This is a genomic window from Enterobacter sp. DVT3837 (genome assembly GCF_056238685.1).
This window is the reverse complement of sequence record NZ_JBWDLA010000005.1, coordinates 74197-90892: the sequence shown is the minus strand read 5'-3', so window position 1 is coordinate 90892 and position 16696 is coordinate 74197. Positions and strand designations below refer to the sequence as shown.

General features: G+C 56.3%; 19 protein-coding genes. All 19 read right to left on the bottom strand.

Annotated elements, in window-relative coordinates; translation table 11 throughout:
* Nucleotides 1-231 precede the first annotated feature (231 nt).
* Nucleotides 232-957, bottom strand: coding sequence for a conjugal transfer complement resistance protein TraT (gene traT, locus AC0XWG_RS25740; protein ID WP_060446836.1), 726 nt, complete (start codon nt 955-957; stop codon nt 232-234).
* 75 nt (nt 958-1032) lie between these two features.
* Entirely contained in the window at nt 1033-1530 is a 498-nt protein-coding gene (locus tag AC0XWG_RS25735; RefSeq protein WP_063132060.1) for a hypothetical protein, read from the bottom strand.
* An 18-nt stretch (nt 1531-1548) separates the two neighbouring features.
* On the bottom strand, nt 1549-4371 hold the full coding sequence (gene traG, locus AC0XWG_RS25730; protein ID WP_060446835.1) for a conjugal transfer mating-pair stabilization protein TraG: 2823 nt from the start codon (nt 4369-4371) through the stop codon (nt 1549-1551).
* Nucleotides 4371-5744 (bottom strand): conjugal transfer pilus assembly protein TraH, encoded by a 1374-nt coding sequence (gene traH / locus AC0XWG_RS25725; protein ID WP_045379406.1) that lies wholly within the window; start codon nt 5742-5744, stop codon nt 4371-4373. Before traH ends, traG begins: the two co-directional genes overlap by 1 nt.
* Nucleotides 5744-6289: a type-F conjugative transfer system pilin assembly thiol-disulfide isomerase TrbB gene (trbB, locus tag AC0XWG_RS25720; protein WP_060446834.1), complete on the bottom strand. Its 546-nt coding sequence runs from the start codon at nt 6287-6289 to the stop codon at nt 5744-5746. Before trbB ends, traH begins: the two co-directional genes overlap by 1 nt.
* Complete coding sequence (gene traQ, locus AC0XWG_RS25715; protein ID WP_008324126.1) at nt 6279-6527, bottom strand: type-F conjugative transfer system pilin chaperone TraQ; 249 nt, start codon at nt 6525-6527, stop codon at nt 6279-6281. Before traQ ends, trbB begins: the two co-directional genes overlap by 11 nt.
* A gap of 16 nt (nt 6528-6543) precedes the next feature.
* Nucleotides 6544-7287 carry a type-F conjugative transfer system pilin assembly protein TraF gene (gene traF, locus AC0XWG_RS25710; protein WP_060446849.1) on the bottom strand — a complete coding sequence of 248 codons (744 nt, stop codon included), beginning with the start codon at nt 7285-7287 and terminating at the stop codon, nt 6544-6546.
* 36 nt (nt 7288-7323) lie between these two features.
* A complete protein-coding gene (gene trbE / locus AC0XWG_RS25705; RefSeq protein WP_025759809.1) occupies nt 7324-7512 on the bottom strand; it encodes a conjugal transfer protein TrbE in 189 nt (62 codons plus the stop codon).
* A gap of 31 nt (nt 7513-7543) precedes the next feature.
* Nucleotides 7544-9424, bottom strand: a complete 1881-nt coding sequence (traN, locus tag AC0XWG_RS25700; RefSeq protein ID WP_060446833.1) for a type-F conjugative transfer system mating-pair stabilization protein TraN — start codon at nt 9422-9424, stop codon at nt 7544-7546.
* The gene (gene trbC, locus AC0XWG_RS25695) at nt 9421-10050 is read right to left on the bottom strand and encodes a type-F conjugative transfer system pilin assembly protein TrbC (RefSeq protein ID WP_060446832.1); all 630 of its coding nucleotides are present in this window, start codon (nt 10048-10050) and stop codon (nt 9421-9423) included. The genes traN and trbC overlap by 4 nt, the downstream gene beginning before the upstream one ends.
* A gap of 16 nt (nt 10051-10066) precedes the next feature.
* Nucleotides 10067-11053 (bottom strand): conjugal transfer pilus assembly protein TraU, encoded by a 987-nt coding sequence (traU, locus tag AC0XWG_RS25690; RefSeq protein WP_060446848.1) that lies wholly within the window; start codon nt 11051-11053, stop codon nt 10067-10069.
* A gap of 2 nt (nt 11054-11055) precedes the next feature.
* A complete protein-coding gene (traW, locus tag AC0XWG_RS25685) occupies nt 11056-11703 on the bottom strand; it encodes a type-F conjugative transfer system protein TraW (RefSeq protein ID WP_060446831.1) in 648 nt (215 codons plus the stop codon).
* Entirely contained in the window at nt 11703-12050 is a 348-nt protein-coding gene (gene trbI, locus AC0XWG_RS25680; protein ID WP_060446830.1) for a type-F conjugative transfer system protein TrbI, read from the bottom strand. Before trbI ends, traW begins: the two co-directional genes overlap by 1 nt.
* On the bottom strand, nt 12047-14683 hold the full coding sequence (gene traC / locus AC0XWG_RS25675) for a type IV secretion system protein TraC (protein ID WP_230201910.1): 2637 nt from the start codon (nt 14681-14683) through the stop codon (nt 12047-12049). The genes trbI and traC overlap by 4 nt, the downstream gene beginning before the upstream one ends.
* The gene (gene traP, locus AC0XWG_RS25670) at nt 14670-15233 is read right to left on the bottom strand and encodes a conjugal transfer pilus-stabilizing protein TraP (protein ID WP_060446829.1); all 564 of its coding nucleotides are present in this window, start codon (nt 15231-15233) and stop codon (nt 14670-14672) included. Before traP ends, traC begins: the two co-directional genes overlap by 14 nt.
* Nucleotides 15223-15627 (bottom strand): hypothetical protein, encoded by a 405-nt coding sequence (locus AC0XWG_RS25665; protein ID WP_060446847.1) that lies wholly within the window; start codon nt 15625-15627, stop codon nt 15223-15225. Before AC0XWG_RS25665 ends, traP begins: the two co-directional genes overlap by 11 nt.
* Nucleotides 15611-15796 carry a hypothetical protein gene (locus AC0XWG_RS25660; protein ID WP_072271147.1) on the bottom strand — a complete coding sequence of 62 codons (186 nt, stop codon included), beginning with the start codon at nt 15794-15796 and terminating at the stop codon, nt 15611-15613. The genes AC0XWG_RS25665 and AC0XWG_RS25660 overlap by 17 nt, the downstream gene beginning before the upstream one ends.
* Nucleotides 15797-15799: 3 nt before the next feature.
* On the bottom strand, nt 15800-16024 hold the full coding sequence (locus AC0XWG_RS25655; protein WP_060446845.1) for a TraR/DksA C4-type zinc finger protein: 225 nt from the start codon (nt 16022-16024) through the stop codon (nt 15800-15802).
* 119 nt (nt 16025-16143) lie between these two features.
* Nucleotides 16144-16683: a type IV conjugative transfer system lipoprotein TraV gene (gene traV, locus AC0XWG_RS25650; protein WP_060446828.1), complete on the bottom strand. Its 540-nt coding sequence runs from the start codon at nt 16681-16683 to the stop codon at nt 16144-16146.
* Between the last annotated feature and the right edge of the window lie 13 nt (nt 16684-16696).

Here is a 16696-nt window from a genome sequence, read left to right as displayed (position 1 = left end):
GAACAGCAAATAAAGCATTCGGATAATCACTTTCGATACTCACTACTAATGCAAATACTGACATATTAATTTCTTTATTCACCAGCCCTGCCGGCAACCCTTCCCGGCAGCACAAAGGATTTGCGCCACCGCTCAGCGTTTTTCTTATATCAACAGAGAATGAGGAGAACAGATGCTATTCGGACTGAGTGATCCAGAGAAAAGGGCGGAAGAAACCGCCCCTGGTATTAATTAAAGAATGTTCGCGATAGATTTAGCCAGCTGATCTTCAAGCACAGGCTGGGCTTCGGGGAATTTCAGATTAACCTTGTTCGCATTTGATACCACACGGGTCTGATATTTATGCTGGTTCCCCTGCTCGGTGCTGGTCTGAATTTTGGCGCCGGAGGTTCCCTGGCGAAGGGCGGCGATGTTGTCCGTGGTCACGGTCGCTTTGGTACGCTCGGCAATCTGCACATCCGTGATCATGGTGTAGTTGATGTCTTCGACCATCGCATCAGCGGCCATGCCAACAAGGCCGGCAGCAAGTCCTACGCCCAGAGTGGCTCCGGCAGAGCTGGAATTATAGGCGGTAATACCGGCACCCAGCGCGGCCCCTGCCGCTGCACCTTCGTAGCCACGGCTGAGCCAGCTTTGTGACTCACGAAGGTCCATTTTGTCGGCCTTAAGTACGTTCGCCTGAATCCAGTAGTAGGCTTTATCCGGCGAGGTCACGACCTGGTAGCCTTTGGCTTTAACAGCTTCGGTAATTTTAGACTGGAGACCGCTCATGTCTTTATCAGACGTGTTTTTGATCTGCAGGAAAACGGTACGCTCGCTTGATGGTTCAAGCCAGACCGTTTCGCTCATCTGCGTTTTGACCTCGAGGTTACGTTTCTTAATTGCTGTGCTCATCGCACCACACCCTGAAAGGGCCAGCGTGGAACTGACCAGAGCCACCATCATCATCTTTTTCATTAACGTTATTTCCTTTGTTTATTATATCCATTCATAGCTTGGCGATTGCCCATAATCTAAAATAATTAAGGGTATCTAACTGTCCGAGCGTCTGTATGATTCAGATGAACACCCATAAAAATTACCAGAAGTATCAACTAGCCCGCACATTGGCAATCCTGTAGCTGGATTCAATCCAGCTCCCGCAGAATCGTGTAGTCCTGATTCATAAGGAAATGGATCACTTTGAAACGCACGGTCAAAATAAAACTGATCTTTTAGAGATTCATCTCCAACAGTTACACCACTTATTACACAGACCCTGTAGATCGAGAGCCCGAAAAATATAAATAGGGCCAACACAGGGAAGCTGATCGCGGGGACAGAAAGAACCATGTACATTACTGGCGATACATCTTTCTGACTATACAAACACTTCTGCTTGCGAACTCGATAATTAATATATGCAAATATACCCTGCCACATAATCAACAACGCAAGTATCAGGAGCATGACGGATGTTGCCCACCCTGCAAGCGAGCAGGCGATATACTGTATAAGCAGAACCCACATAATTCGCATCAGCTCTTTCATATCCGATAATCTCCCTGATCATTTCTTGTGATTATTCTCCAGTTTCTTTGCTTTTTCCAGAAGTTCTTCAGGACTGTCAGCTCCCGGAATAGCGTTTTGTGATGCTTTCTCGTGATTGTACTTAGCACCCTGATTATTCGCTTCGGACTGGTGATGGCGCTCCAGTGCTGAATACTGATTATCGACGGACGCTGAAGCTCCCTTTATTTCACTTTGTGTTCCTGAGATATTATTTCGCGTCTCAGTCATCATACCGTCTACCGAGCCTTTCACATTCCCTTTAATACCTGCGTCTGACGTTGCACTTTCAATGGAAGCCTTATGCGCCGCATGGTCAGATAACACCTCCTGACGCCCGCCTCCCGCAGACACATTGTCCATACTTTGACCAAGCCCATCTTTCGCATCCGAATACGCATTATCCACCGAAGGCTGAACCTGACTTTGTACAAATGACCAGGCCAGTTCTCTTCGTTTCGCTGCAACCTCTGGTGAACCGGTATCCGTTAGCAAAGAATCGGCATCATGCGGTGCCTGTTTACGAACGTATTGGGCAAACTGCTGGTTGAGATCTTCGTTAACCTGCCCGCTCATGGTTTCGGTTCGGGATGCCATTTCAGCATATTCCTTGCTGCGTGCCTGACTGGTCGAGTACTGTTCAAGGCTTTGTTTTGCAGAACTCAGTGATGCAGACAACTGGTCCGCACGTGATGCGGCGTTGTTATCCGTATGACTGCCTGATTCATTTATCTTGCGGCTGGTAAAGTAATCGCTGGCCTCCTTGAAGTCTTTGGTGGATTTTGCATCAATATCATGACGCGCATCCTGGCTCGCTCGCGTGCTGCTGCTTGCCTGATGAGAGTCTAAATCATCAAAGTCGACGCCGGCTTTAGCACCTGCCCTGAAACTAACACCACCGCCTGTACCGAAAGCTTTAATCCCTATACCACCATGTGCACTTGCATCGCCATAAAGACCAGCGGAAGCACGAGAACTTCGTGAAGCCAGTTCCTGAGTCGCCTGATCATTACTGATATTATGCGCCTTCGCGTAGCTCTCCACCGCAGTGCGCATCTTGCTGGCCATCATGGAGTCCTGCGCACTCATCGTGCTGTCGGCACCTTGCGTCATCGAATCGCTGCTCCCCCGGTTGGTGCCAAACTGGCTGAGGGTCTGCCACGTGCTTGACATACTGCTACTAAAGCTCTGCATCGCGCTCTGGGACTGCGTCTGGGCCTCGCGCGCCATCTCCTGCTGCGCTGAGGCCAGTTGACGGGCAAAATTAATACTCACGGGCAGCTTACTCGCGGCCTGAGTGGAGTCTGTCACCGTACTGCCGTCACGCATCTGTGTGGACGTCGCACCATTGCCCAGTTGCTGACTCATCTGTCCGAACATGGTCGAACTGTTGGTGTTCCAGCTGTTGCCGCTCACGTTCTCGGTCTGCATGTTGGCGTAGGAGTAGTTACCATCAACAGCACCAGAGGCAGCAGTGGCTGCAGGGCTGATAGCGGAAGAGGCCAGATGGCTGTAGAGATTTGAGAACCCCGCCCCCAGTCCCTTCAGCATTCCCCATGCAAGCGGGGGGATTAGCATGGACAGATAGCCAGCCGTGGTAGCGAGGTCTGAGTATTTTATCTGCACCTGCGACAACTCCGAGAGAACCACTGGTGAACCGTTAGCCTTCGCATAGAAGGTCATGCAGCTGTTGAGGATGGCGTAAAGCAGCGGCCAGCTCTGCACCCACATGATAGCCAGCACGTACCCCTTCAGCACATTAAGGGTAACGGCGTTAAACATCCCGCCCAGCACCATCAGGGGAAATATTCCGATGGTCAGACCGACAATCAACGTCTGAGACATAGGTAGTGAGCGTAATGCCACCTGACCGACCGTCGCATGCGCCAGCCGCTGCTTCTCCATCGATGACGTAGTGGCGATATTCAGCAGGCTTGAGGTGTCACCGTTGCGGGCTGCATAGCTCATGATGCCATTTCGCAAAGCGTTCATCGTCACATTCTGACGGACAATCGACGCGGCGCTCTGACCGGCACCATAGAAATAGTTATAGCTGTCCCCGATCATCTGGCTGAACAAGATGTCAGGATTCGGACGTCCGCCAAAAAGCTGACGCACGTAGTAACTCCATGTTTTTCCTCCGGTCTGAGTATCCAGGGCAAGCTTTGGCTTAATTACCGCAGCGGCTTCTTCACAGGTTAAAAACTGATTATTGTTGTTGAATACCCCCCTCAGCGGACTCGGCTTTGAGAAAATCAGCGTATACGGGTCTGCGCTGTTCATTAGATCTTCCATGGTATATTTTCCGTTCAGGAAAATATCGCCCATCACGCAGTTCTGCACATAGTCCGTGAATATCGTCGTTATCTCTGGGTTCTGTGATAAAAAGTCCGTACTGCGTGAAACCAGATTCGCCCCAAATATCATGCCGGTTTTGCTGTAGGTGATGCTGTCGGGCTGTGAAAAGACCATTTCATACCCCTGAACAAGGGCATATCCAATTTTGGTGGTCAGCGATGCAGGCAGTGCCAGCCCGACGGGCACGTTATCGACTTTATAGACCTTTGTCTGATTACTGATATCGATTATTTGTACGGAGGTGCGAACACTGACCAGCAGCGACATCAGCACAATGACGCCTGCCCAGCCCAGCATATCCATGATGTTGTGCCGTCGTATCCACGAAATGGCTACAACCAGCACAGAGAAAGCCGTCGCAATACGCCGAATAACAACCCAGTTCTCCGTCGACATGAACGTGACGATGGCATTCAGCGTCTGCGTCAGCCAGTCGCCGCCCGCGATGACATAGATTTCCTGCATCAGCGCGCCCCCCCGAAGTGATAGTTGTTCTGGTAGCGCTGCAGCATGCGTGCCGAGACCTGCTGGCGCATATAGCTCATCTGGCGGTCAACAACCAAAAGCGCATCCTGCTGTACCTGCACCTGTGCCTGGAAGGAGGCTATCTGCCGCGTGGCTTCGTTGAGGTTATTATTGATGCTGTCGATAACCGCCTGGTCATAGTTTCCCGTTGCCACCATTGCACGGGCCTGCTGGACCAGCTCCTGGATGTACTGGAGAAGAATGTCGTAGCCGATGTAATCGGTTAGCTGATAAACGAGGCTGTTAGAAACCCCCAGCATCTGGGGATCAACCAGGTACTTGAAGACCGGGATGGTAGTACTTGTGATAAATCCCTTCTCTTTCTCGGTTAACTTTAGATCGGCAACGGCTTTATTCTGAATGCTGGAAAGGATGTCTTTTATCTGATTTTTCAGTGCATTTTTCTGGCTGATCGTGACATTAGCATCGGCAACCACCTTCAGACATTTATCGCTGTCATTACAGTGATACACCCGTGCAGTCCCCCCCTCCATCATGGCCCGAATAAGGTCGCGATCGGTCGTTCTTGCCGGAAGCGGGGTTATATTACCCTTCTCATCAAAGACCATTGTTCCGGTCAGGGTCATGATGAACTCCTTAAGCTCTTTATTCCCGTCAAACATGCGGTTCTTTCCGAGCGCATTCCAGATGACATTGATATTCTTCGTTATGCGCTCTTTATCCTTATCACTGGCCTTATCACGGACCTTATCCATGCTTCCCCCCACCGTGCAGCCCTGACGGGATGCCGCCCAGTCGGCAAACATGTTGCTCTCACCGGCAATGTCCTGGCAGACCTTCTGCTGGGAGACCTGAGTGCGCGGAAACAGACCGCCGACAATCCCCTGCGCCGCCTGGCAGGAGCTGAGGTTCATGCTGTTAATGTCGCTGGCCATCTTCTGCAGGAAGTCTTTAGCAGTCTTGATTTCCGGTACCGTAGTCTGCAGCGCCAGATCGAAGAAGTATCCGGCCGCATTGGACATAATCTGCTTGGCGAAACGCTGCAGCTGATCGCTGTTAATAAAGCTGAAGGAGCCCAGATAGGCATCGATACCGCCGCAGCCGGCGTTGATGTCGGGCAGCGTCATGGAGATAAGCTGGACGGTTTTCACCTGCGTACGGGCATATAGTGAGCCACCCGTGGCGTAGCCAGCGGCCTGCCCCTGCCAGACCTGTGGCTGGCTGGTATTGGAGTCAAAGCCCAGCTTATTAAAGAAGGTGTTCATGTCGCTGTTCACGTCCGCACTAACGGTTGTTGAACAGACGAGAAGCATGCAGCCCAGAAGACTGCGGTGTCTGAACAGGTTTATCATCATTTCACTCCGCGCATCTGAAGGACCGTATCCATTCGGGCCATAAAGCCCTGTTCGTCGGTCGCGCCCTGCAGCAGGGGCAGGGCTTCAAGGGTGTTTACGTTGACGAGAAAGGTGGTTGGCGTGGCCACGGGCAGGTTAGGGAAAAAGGTTTTCATTACCTCCGGCGGCGCGGGCAGCGCATCGGGAAAGGACGCATCCCCCTGACCGTCGATGGTGTAGGCCATCACCCCAAACCCCACCCGTGCCGACAGCGACTTCAGGACCGGATCAAACTGGTGGCAGTACGGGCAGTGTCCCTGCATAAACAGCACGACCTTCCAGTCGGCCAGATTGACCTGGCGCCCGTTGCTTAGGCGGTACCAGACCGGCTGCTTCGCCGGAAGTGGCTTAGCTTCAGGGTCTTCCGGGGATGTAGGCAGAGATCCCGACGCTCGCGCCCCCTGTGGATGCCATAACGATTTGATCTCGTCCATCGTGGAAGCCTGTGTGGCCAGACTGAGGGTCATGAGCGCCACGGTAAACACGGTATGTCTAAGGTTCATGTCGGCATCCTCCGGCATCACGGGCCTTTTCGGCCTCACGGGCGGCATCTATCCAGCGGTTGATGATGCGGTATCCCCCCCAGAGCGCCATCGAGACGCCGATTATCTGCGCCAGAAGAATGGCCATCTCCGGCTCGCGCCGGACCAGGCGGGAAACAATGTGAAACCATATCCCGAGGCTCAGCACCCATAATCCGGGCACGTCGAACTCAGGCAGGCGAAAACGGAATTTGCGCATGCGAACTCTCCCTGTATTAAAAGTTGGGGGCAAAATCTGTGGAAACGTTGAGGAACTGCTTCGCCAGGTCATCCTGGCTGATAAAGCCATACGAGACGGGTTTGACCGTCCCGCTTTTAGGATCGGCCAGCATCAGCGCCGGGAAGTAACGAATACCCAGCCGGCTGGCCTGTCCACCGTCCATTCGGGTATCCGGCAGGAGTGGATTCACGATACCGTCCACGGAGACCGGAATGACGCTGAGGTGATACGTCTCGCGGAAGTTTTTAATGACCTGAACCAGCTGGCCGTCGATCGGGTCCTGTCCGCGGTAGAAGAACATCACGCCATAGTGCTGAGCCAGCGTTTCAATGGCGCGGCGCTGGTCGGCAAAGTCCGCCGCCAGCTGGTTGCGCACGGTACCGTTGTAGTGGCTGTGCTGCAGGTTGTAGTCCAGTTCGGGGTGCTCGAGCATGGCTTTTTTGGCGCTCATCGAGAACAGCCCGGCCTGCTGCGTCCAGTAGTTCTGCAGGCGGAAGTAGCGGGTAAAGTTCTCCACGCCCGGATACAGAATGGCCTCGTACATGGCGCGCTTCGTGGCCTGCTGAAGCGTGGCAAGCTTCTCCATGATGTCCGGCGAGGCCTGCTGAGGCTGTGCTGAAGAGGATTTGTCGTCCTCCGGCATTCTGTGCGATTCGTTGTACCACTGCCAGCCGGCATCTTTTCCTGTGGCGGAAAAAACGCTGCCAAGAAGCAGCAGCGCTAACGCTGTCTTTCTCATTTTCACTGGAACCTTCCTTATCCCGAAGCAGGTCGGTTATCGTTTGAAAAGCGGGTTTAACAGCCACGCCAGCAGAACTCCCGCCACGAAAAGCGCAACCATCAGCGCCATAAAAAACACATCGATGCGCGATGTTTCATCAACGATATTCCCGCACCAGTAAAGCACCGGTGAGGCGACAATCAGGCTGATGATAAGGCGTCCAGTAAATCCTTTAATTTTCATGATGGAGAGTCCTGAGTGAGTAATGAGTGGCTTACTGTTTGTTCTTCAGCTGCGCGGCGATTTCCTCGCGGACGCGCTTCGTCAGGGTGTCGTTATCCGGGATTTTCTTGTTCTTTTGCAGATCGTCGAAAAAGTTCGAGAAGTCGAGCGCTTCAAAATTAATTTGCTGCAGCTCGGTCTGGGTGATGCCGCGACAGTCCGGGCTGCTGGCCTTGCCAAAGCCGATGTGAAGCTGACCGTTACGTCCCTGCTGCTGCACTATCTGAGCCAGCTTAGAGTCAAACTGACAGTAGCTGCGCTTTTTCTCGAGACAGACGCCGAGCACTTTTTTTGAACAGAACTCACCGATACTGACCGTGAGCTTATTCTCTTTGGCCTTGCCCAGCGCTTTCTCCTCGCTGCTGCACCTGGCAAGCCCGACGTCCTGGCCCCAGCCGCCGTCTTTACAGCAGTTGCTGAATCCTGCCGCAAACTTCTTGCAGAACTTCGCGCTGCCGGTAAAGGCGCGCACGTTAACGCTGTTAATGGCGGCCACGTCCTTGCCCGCAGCGGCCAGCGCGGCGAGTGCCGAAACGACAGGTGCAAAATCGTTGTTTTTACCGTTCTGCGCCCGCTCACAGTCACCATCAAGACAGAAGGTGTCGCCGCCGCATATCATCACCTGACCGGAAGTACGCGTTTCACAGGAGTACGTCGCGTATTCATGCAGGCAGCCGCTGCCGTCTTCTGCCGTGAAGGCGCAGGTGCGTGAGGCAAGCGTACAGGCCGGATTGTCCATGTAGGTTTTGCAGGTGCCATTGTCAGCAGCCTGGGTCATATACGTGTCTTTGTACTTCCAGCAAGCCTGCGTGACCGGGTATGACACCCCGTCAACCACCACCGTTTTTGTGCTCCCCGGCTCAATACATTCGGTCTTTTTGAGCGTACCTTCGCTCTTGCTGAACGGGCAGGATTCGTTCCAGACCACGTCCGGCACCCATTTTTTGTCCGTCACCTGCATGGTCAGGGTGGCGGTCATCCAGGCCTGCGTACCGCCCTGCATCCAGGACAGCGTCTTCTGAGCATATTCCCGACAGCGGGATTGTTTACCGCTCAGGCAGTTTTTGTTGAGCATTGCCCCCTGTGGAGAGTACTGTCCTGCGGTCAGCGCAGCCCCCGCGGCACCGGGCAGCGCCCATCCGTTATCCCTTTTAGCCACAGAATCCGCATTTACGCCCCACCACGAGAAGCCGTAGTACATATTTTTGTCATTAAAATGGACGGCAACCGACGCGCTCAGCACGGTACCGGTTGCAGGCGCACGGAAGCTGAAGTTCACCGTCTTGTTGCCGTCGTATGTATAGGTAAAGTCGCTGTTGGGCACCGTGTAGGTGCGCGTCACCGTGGTGTTTTCGTAGTGGCCGGTAATGCTGGCCGTGCGCGTACAGGCCTGCTCAACCAGCAGGTCGCGCTCACAGGTATAGTTGGTGAACTCGCTGCGGCTGATGTTCTGCGCTTCGCACTGCGTCTGCCCCGTTTTGCCGATGATGGTATCGGCGCGGGACTGGACATCCTGGCTGGCCTTAATAAACGGCGCGTCGGGTGAAATGGGCTCCTTCGGGTTGTTAACAAACGAGTCGGTGACGGCCTTTGTGGCCTCATTAGTAGTCCAGCCCGTGGTACCGTCCGCTTTCAGCGCACCATCACCGGTCGCCGTCACGCCGCCATAGTACTTCTTCTCACCGGGCGAGGCGGTATAGTTGGGGATAGACGCTGAGGGGTTAAAGTTTTTCAGGCTGCTCTCCCCCTGCCCCTGTACCTGACGGGCAAAATCAGCCCCCGCTCTGTACTGCGCGTCAGCATCGGCAAATGCATTTACGCCCGCCATCGTGGTGGCAATGGCCAGCACCGGCATCAGTATTGCTCTTTTCATCGGGCCTCTCCTTTACTAAGCAGCTGTTGCGCCTCATCCCTGCACTCGCCCTTCTCCACCACCTTTTCCAGCGCCTGCTTCAGATGAAGATTGCCGCGAATCACGTCGTGGCCCGCCTCGCAGTACACCACCAGGGACGGCACGCTGGTGATCCCGTACTCACGAAAGCGGGTGGGATCGATGGCAACACCGCTGGCTGAACCGTCCTGAACAAGCGCCATCACGGCGGTTGCCGTCGTTTTCATGTCGTTGTTGACCATGCCCCGCAGGGTGGCGGGAATGTCGTAGCGGCGCGCCTCGCCCAGCATGCGCTTAAGCCCCGCCTGCGGGATGGCAAAGGAGACGAAATAGAGAGCGCCGTGCGTCGGTTTATCCTGCAGGTTCTCGCGCTGGCGCTGTTTCAGCTCCCCAATAAATCGCGCGTCGTCTGCTGAAAGAGGGTTCTGGCGCACCTGCTGCTCCAGAATCTGGCGCAGCGGCGCGTTGTCCTGCCCCCTCAGCTGCTGGCTGAAAGACTCCTGCTGACGAATAAACTCGCGGTTCGCCTCATCAGCCCCTGACGCCAGCGCAGTGCAACAGTATGCTGACAGCAGCAGCGCCGCCGTCAGACCGGACAGAGTTTTCATGGAAGTTTCCTTTTTCTCAGAGGAAGACGCAGTTGCGCTTGCGCCAGAGCAGATAGCCGTAGTTTTTCTTCGTATTCGGCGGGTTACGCCCCGTTTCCCAGCGCATGACCGTTCGGCCGAAGGGATGGCACTGCGCCACGTCCGGATACATATTCACCATCTGATAGCGCCAGCGCGTTTTGGGAATAATGGGTGACGGATACTCGAAGCAGACCTTTTTATCCTCCCCGATGCTCTCCATTATCTGCCCCTGACGGTGCAGCTTGAACGCCATGCGCTCGCTGACCAGAACGGAAGACTGCAGGGGGCTGGACTCATTGCTCACCCAGCCGTTAAAGGGATACATTGACCCCTGCGATCCGGCGCACCAGAACAGCGCGTCAACCGACGTTTTTGCTGCACTGGCCACCGCGTCGGCCGCACATGCGCCCTGCGCGATGGGGTTGGCAAAAATGACCGCCTCCGGATTCAGAATGGAGGTCAGGGCGCTGTCCCCCCATGTCGGGTCGATTTCAGACAGGTATCCGATATCCAGATCGCCGCCCTGCAGGCACCCGAGGGAGGTGATGATGTTGAGCCAGTACGTCAGCGGATATTTGTACCAGTGGACGTGGTAGAACGCGCCGTTCACCTGTTTTTCATCCTTTTTTGCGGTGCCCATCCCCATTTTCCCCAGGTTAATGGTGAATCCACCGAGGTTCACCATGCAGCCTGGAGAACGCGCCACATCGGTCATGGCCATGGGCTCCCAGTACCCTATTGCCAGGCCGATGCGCTGAAATACCGGGGGCGGCATTGGACAAAACTGTATCGGGCTCCCGGGATTGGACGTGTCCGGTAAATCTCCGCCCGTGACTTTTGTGCTGCCGAGCGACAGAGGAAACATGCAGCGCCAGCAGATATCGGTGATCGGATTGACGAAACGCCCTTCGCAGGCGGCGTCCGCCGAAGCCACGGGGCTGTTGCCCAACAGAAGCAGCCCGAACAGACACGCAGTCAGCATTTTCACCGGGCACCTCCTGCGTCATACTGCTCCATATCGGGCGGAATAATTTCCACCTGAAGGCGCTTCCCGCTGGGTGCCGCCGTTACCCGCGCCGGCACCTGGCTTATGCCGAACCGGGCGGTCAGCACCCCGTTCTGGTCGAAGAAAATGCGGCTGTCGAGCTTCTCCGACGTCTGCGGAATGTTGCCCTGAACCAGAATGATGCGGGTGATCAGGGTGTCAGGCTTCTGTCGCTGTACCCACGCGAGCTGCTCCGCATCGTCGCCGTTGATAAACAGCAGGGTTTCGTTAAACGGCACCACATCAAGCGGATTAAAGACCTGCCCGGCCTGAGCAAACACGTTGCCCCTGTCGTCGGCAAGCGCCTTGTCCACCCGCACGCTCGGGTCAAACCAGCGCCGCTCGTAGCGCACCGCGCGGGTTATTCCCTCAACGGCAGGCGGGCGCTGGCTGTTGCGCACCACGCGTGCCTTAAACTCCGCCATCTTTTTGTCCATCTCGCCGGACTGCGCCAGCGTCTGCAGCCGGCTTTCGATAACGGTCAGCATATCCGGCTCCGCCACCGGCCAGAGGTCGCCCCACGTCCCGAGGTCAGCGGCCGTCACGCTGCCGGTCAGCAGCGTCAGGCCCAGGGCAAGGGCGCGCATCACGCCCCCTCCTTCATCCGGCGGGCCACGTCAGACTGGATTTCACGCGTGATATCCGGCGCCCCCTGCACCACGGCAGGTGCGACAAGGATGAGGGCACGATGGCGGATCTGCCAGTCCCGGAGGCTGGCCTCCAGTGACGCGTTAAAGCGGTCTGAGAGTGCTTTTGTCTGCGCCTCGTCCAGCGAACGGCGACCGGCGCTGTCAAAGAAGGCATCCACCGTGGATTTCATGTTGAAGGCCACAACCACAGGACGGTTAAGCTGGCAGACCAGCCAGCTGACGCCTGCGCTCGCAGCCAGCATGCCGGCAATCAGCGCGGCGTTAATGAGTACGTGTTTTTTCATGAGATGGTCTTCCCTTCATGCTCGTGAAGCCAGCGCTCCAGCGCGGCCATTTCCGGCCCGGATTTTTTCCACGCCAGCTCCCAGACGGCTTCGTGAATACTCAGCCCCTCCCGGCGTCGCTGCTGCAGAAACTCAAAGTCCGGACCGTCCGAGGAGTACATTGCCCGGCTGAGCGGATCGACGAACAGGCGGTGCCAGGACGTCAGGTGCTCAACCGACAGCATAAAGCTGCTGAACCAGTTGTCCTTCGCGCTGCCAAAACCCTTAATCATGTCGCGCTGCAGCTGCGAATACTGGTCCGGGTACAGCTGGTTGTACTTGGCGAACTCTTTAGCCGACTGCTTGAGGATAATTTTGTAGGACGAGTTACCCCATGCCGCGCGGGCGGCGCTGGAGGCCGTTTCCGAGTCAAAATCGACGATGTTCTGCGTAATGGTGATGTACGAACCTGTATGGCGGCGGGCGGTACGGTAGCCCTTCTCGATAAACGCCCCGACCTTGTTGTTCTTGAAGTCCAGCAGGCGCCAGCCTTCGTCTATCACGTTGAGCTTCTTCAGGCTGCGCGGCGTGCGGTACATGCGGTTCTCAATGTAGAGAATGAGCGAGAACATCACCGCCACCAGGAGGGACGGCCTGTCCTCCAGTCCGCCAAGCTCAAGCACCACCATCCGGGCTTCGTCCTTCAGGGACGGTTCGTCGGAGTTGAAGTAGCTGCCGTACACCCCGTCGCGGGTGTACTGGGTCAGCAGCACCACCATCTCATCGAGGCGGCTGCGGATGGTCGGGGAGCCTGCATACTCCTCGCTGTCGCGGGCCATGACCAGGTAGTCGACCACGTCGTCGATGCGCGCCTGGTTTTTCTTCGTAAGCCACGTGGCCTTGACCGCCTTGAGCAGCAGGCCCTCGTGCACCTCATCCAGATTGCCGTTGGGGCTGGCCATCACCGACAGCTGGTCGCGCAGGCGCTCGGCCATCTCGTCGATGTTGTCGTCCGTAATGTTGGCAAACGGGTTGAACTTCAGCGTTTCGCCGTCGAGGTAGACACCGCCCATGTTCTCGCACAGGGACTTGTAGCCGTCGCCCATGTCGAACACCACGGCGAAGCCGCCGGAGTCGATAACGCTGCGTATCAGGGGCTGGATAAGCCCGGTTTTCCCCGCGCCGGAGGTGCCACACACCGCCATATTGAAGTTGGTGTTACCCATGCCGCGGCTGAACAGGTCGATAAACGCCAGCTGGTTGCGGTAGGTCGGTGCCAGCAGGCCGGAAGTGGCCAGCGGGCTGTCCGCCACCACCGGCATCAGATTGGCGACATTAAAGCTTTCGGCGCGCTGCAGCACGCCGGACTCGCGCAGCTGCTTAAAGAGGCCGCCGCCCGCCATAAACGGCAGGTTCACGAGAAAATTGCGCATATGGTTAAAGCGCGGGGAAATCAGCTCGAAGCCATTTTTACGGAAGCTGTTCAGTACGTCCTGCTCGACCTTCAGCGCAGTTTCCTGGTCATCGCGGCAGAAGAGGGTCACGTTCAGAAAATAGCTCACCAGCGAGGACTGCCCGGACGACAGGCGCTGGCGCAGATCGCCCCACTCTTTTGCCTCCTGCGCCACGCCCGGGAAGAACTTGGCGTAGCTGGTCTTGGACTTCTTCTCAAGATCCATGAACTTCAGGTTGGCCTCGTTCTGCGCCTTTACCTGGTCTTCCACGCTAAGGACCAGCGTCAGGATAAACGGGCACGAAACGGACAGTTCCGGGTTGAGAAGGTTGCTGTAGTTGTCGGCCATATTCCAGAGGAAGGCCAGCTCCGGATTTTTGGTCAGCTGGAAGTTCATGATGCGCGCGGTGCTGTTGCGACCGTTACCGCGCAGCCCCAGCGTCATGTAGTCGGCCTTCACCTTCAGGTCAAAGGTATCGTCCACGCACTGGTAGTTCAGATCCTTGAGCGGGTCCAGTTCCCGTTCGGTGGGATACAGCGCATCCGGGTTGTGGTTAATCATTTCGCCCGCAATGCGGATGAAGGCATCCGCGTCCACGCTGCGGGTGGCTATCTGCGCCCCCTGCAGCGAGGCGCGGATGATTTTCACCTGATTCTCCATCTCCATCACGCTGGCCTTACTTCCGCGCTTGCGGGGGACGCAGCAGGAGATGTACACCCGGTAGTTACGCAGGGTCAGCGGCAGGTTGAGGTGATCGGGCAGCGGGAACCCTTCTTCTGCGGCCCTGAGATAGTAGGCGCGGGTGATGGCGTTGAACGTATCGGCCTTTTCCCCCGTCCATGAGAGCTCGCGCAGGCCATACTCGATATCCTGCCCCACCAGATGGCTGGACACCAGGTGAACGGCCACCGGCACCTCGCGGGGCAGCTTGGTGCGCATCAGGTTTTCCAGCGACGACACGATAGTTTCGTTGGCGCCGTTGATGGGCTGCGCCTCGAGCATAAAGCCCATCGTCTTCTCGTTCATGAAGAGGCCGGTTTCCGCATCGTAGTCGCGGTACGGCAGCACACGGCTGAACTGCGGGAAGCGCATCTGCCCGAGGACATCGTTCGCCTCAGAGGACGCATCGGGCATCTTCAGCGCCGTCAGCAGCGAGTTGACCGTGCGGGTGACGGTATCCAGTGGATTACTCACGGTCATCCTCCTTTTTATTGTCGGCCGTTTTTACCGTTTCCGTCGCAGGGGCCGGGCGGCTGGCAGGGATACCGTAGCGAAAACGAGCTGAGCGCATCTGACCGTACAGGCAGAAATACGGACGGCATCCCATAAGCAGCGCCGCCCCTGAAAACACAATGGCCATCACAATCCACAGCAACTTAAGCGGACTCAGCGCCCCGTCAACATGAGCGGCATATCCTTTAGCATCGATGATGTCGCTGCCTCTGTCCTGGCAAACGGCAGAAGGACCACCTGCAAAAATCTGCACAGGCTTGTCCGGCGGGGTAGCCGGTATAACGGGTTGTAAAGGTTCATCGCGGCAGGCTGCAATACGGAACTCACCACTGCTGACGTTATGCGTGACGGACATAATCTCCTGCGCCATCGCCTCTCCGGGTGTGGTGTTCTCCATCCACAAAAGCATGGCAACCAGCAGCATCAGCGTGGCGGCAGGCCAGATAATCAGATAATGAAAAGCCCAGGCAAGCCATCGAAGGCAATACAGCAGGACGGACAGAAGCTTAAGCATCATTCCCGTTACCCCCGGGATTCAGCGGAAACCAGACGCTGCAGTTGTCTCTGATAGCCGCCGCCAGCCTCTCCCCGTCCTCTCCGCTGTACAGCGCCTTAATCCGGCTGACGTCAGATTTCGCCAGGAAAATCCGGGCCATATGCTGTTTTGTTACGCTCATACCTGAGCCGGCTTTACCCAGGAACAGACAGTGCCCACGCTGCCGTTGCATTATGTGTTGAGAAATCCCAGCCTTCCCGTCAAGGACGGGAGCGCTCTGCTGAGACGCTGAAAGCCAGAAGTCGCGCTCTGCAGCATTAACACAGATGACACGCATCCCCATCGCCTCGCAGCAGGCCGCTATATCGTTAAGGTGACGGGTTTTTCCCGGACCACCGTTATCCCTGGTTGTCATGATGTTCGTCTCCTGGTTTTTTGCCATCGTTCTGAATGTCTTTGCGCAATTCACGCCAGTCGCGGAGTTGTCGTTCTGATAAAAAGGTCCGCATAACATCAACGCTGATGGCTGTCTTACCGCTACCGGTTTTCCCCACGACCATCACATTGGTTTTTCTTCCTTCCATCGGTCACCTCAGATACTGTTTTTGTCGTATTTCCAGAACCCGCTGGCATTCCGTACAGGTACGTACGCCCGGGATGGCCTGCTGCCGCCTGAGGGGGATGCGATTGCCACAGCATTCGCACCGGTTGCAGCTTTTGCCCTCCAGGCAGGACCGCTGCCTCGCGGCCTGTATATGAAGCTGGTTCAGCAATTCGTCCTGCTCCTGCAGGAGATCGAGTTCGTCTGCCATCAACGCTCCCTGCTCACACTGTCCGGACACGCTACCGCCCATCCCTTTTCACGTTTCAGGGCACGCGTGATAACGTCGGATTGTTAAAATGGGTGCCACACGCGGTGGCGGTTCAGGATTCAGTTAACGCGCGGGGTTCCCCACGCTGAGGGGTTCACAACAAAAAACACCCGCGTCGGCTGGTGATAAACGTCCTGCGTATCGATATAGGGCGCGATCCACAGCCCGGCCGTCTTTTCACCGACGCGAAGCGGCCTCGGGTCCACGATGGACTCGCGCCCTGGCGGCGGCGCAATAACCGGCGTGACCGTGGAGAGCGGCGCCCGTGAGGCTGAGTGCGGCTGCGGGCGGGGGAGAGTTGGCGCGCCCGTCAGCGGTGTATTTCTGGATGCGATGGCATGCACCGGTTCAGCCGCCAGCGTGAGGGGCTGCACGGACCGGGTCCGGAAATTACCCTCAGCCAGGCGTGGCAGCGATGTCGCACCCGGCTTTACCGTGCTGGCCTCCTCCAGTCGTTTGGCTTTCTCATTGGCCTGCTCGATGGTCATGCAGGTGTCGGATGTCGTCGCGTTACACTCAAAATCGCTCGTTGTACCGGCACATCCCGACAGCGTCAGGAAACTGGCCAGCGTGAGCGCAACAGGCACTGTCTTGTTCATTTGCGGTTCCTTT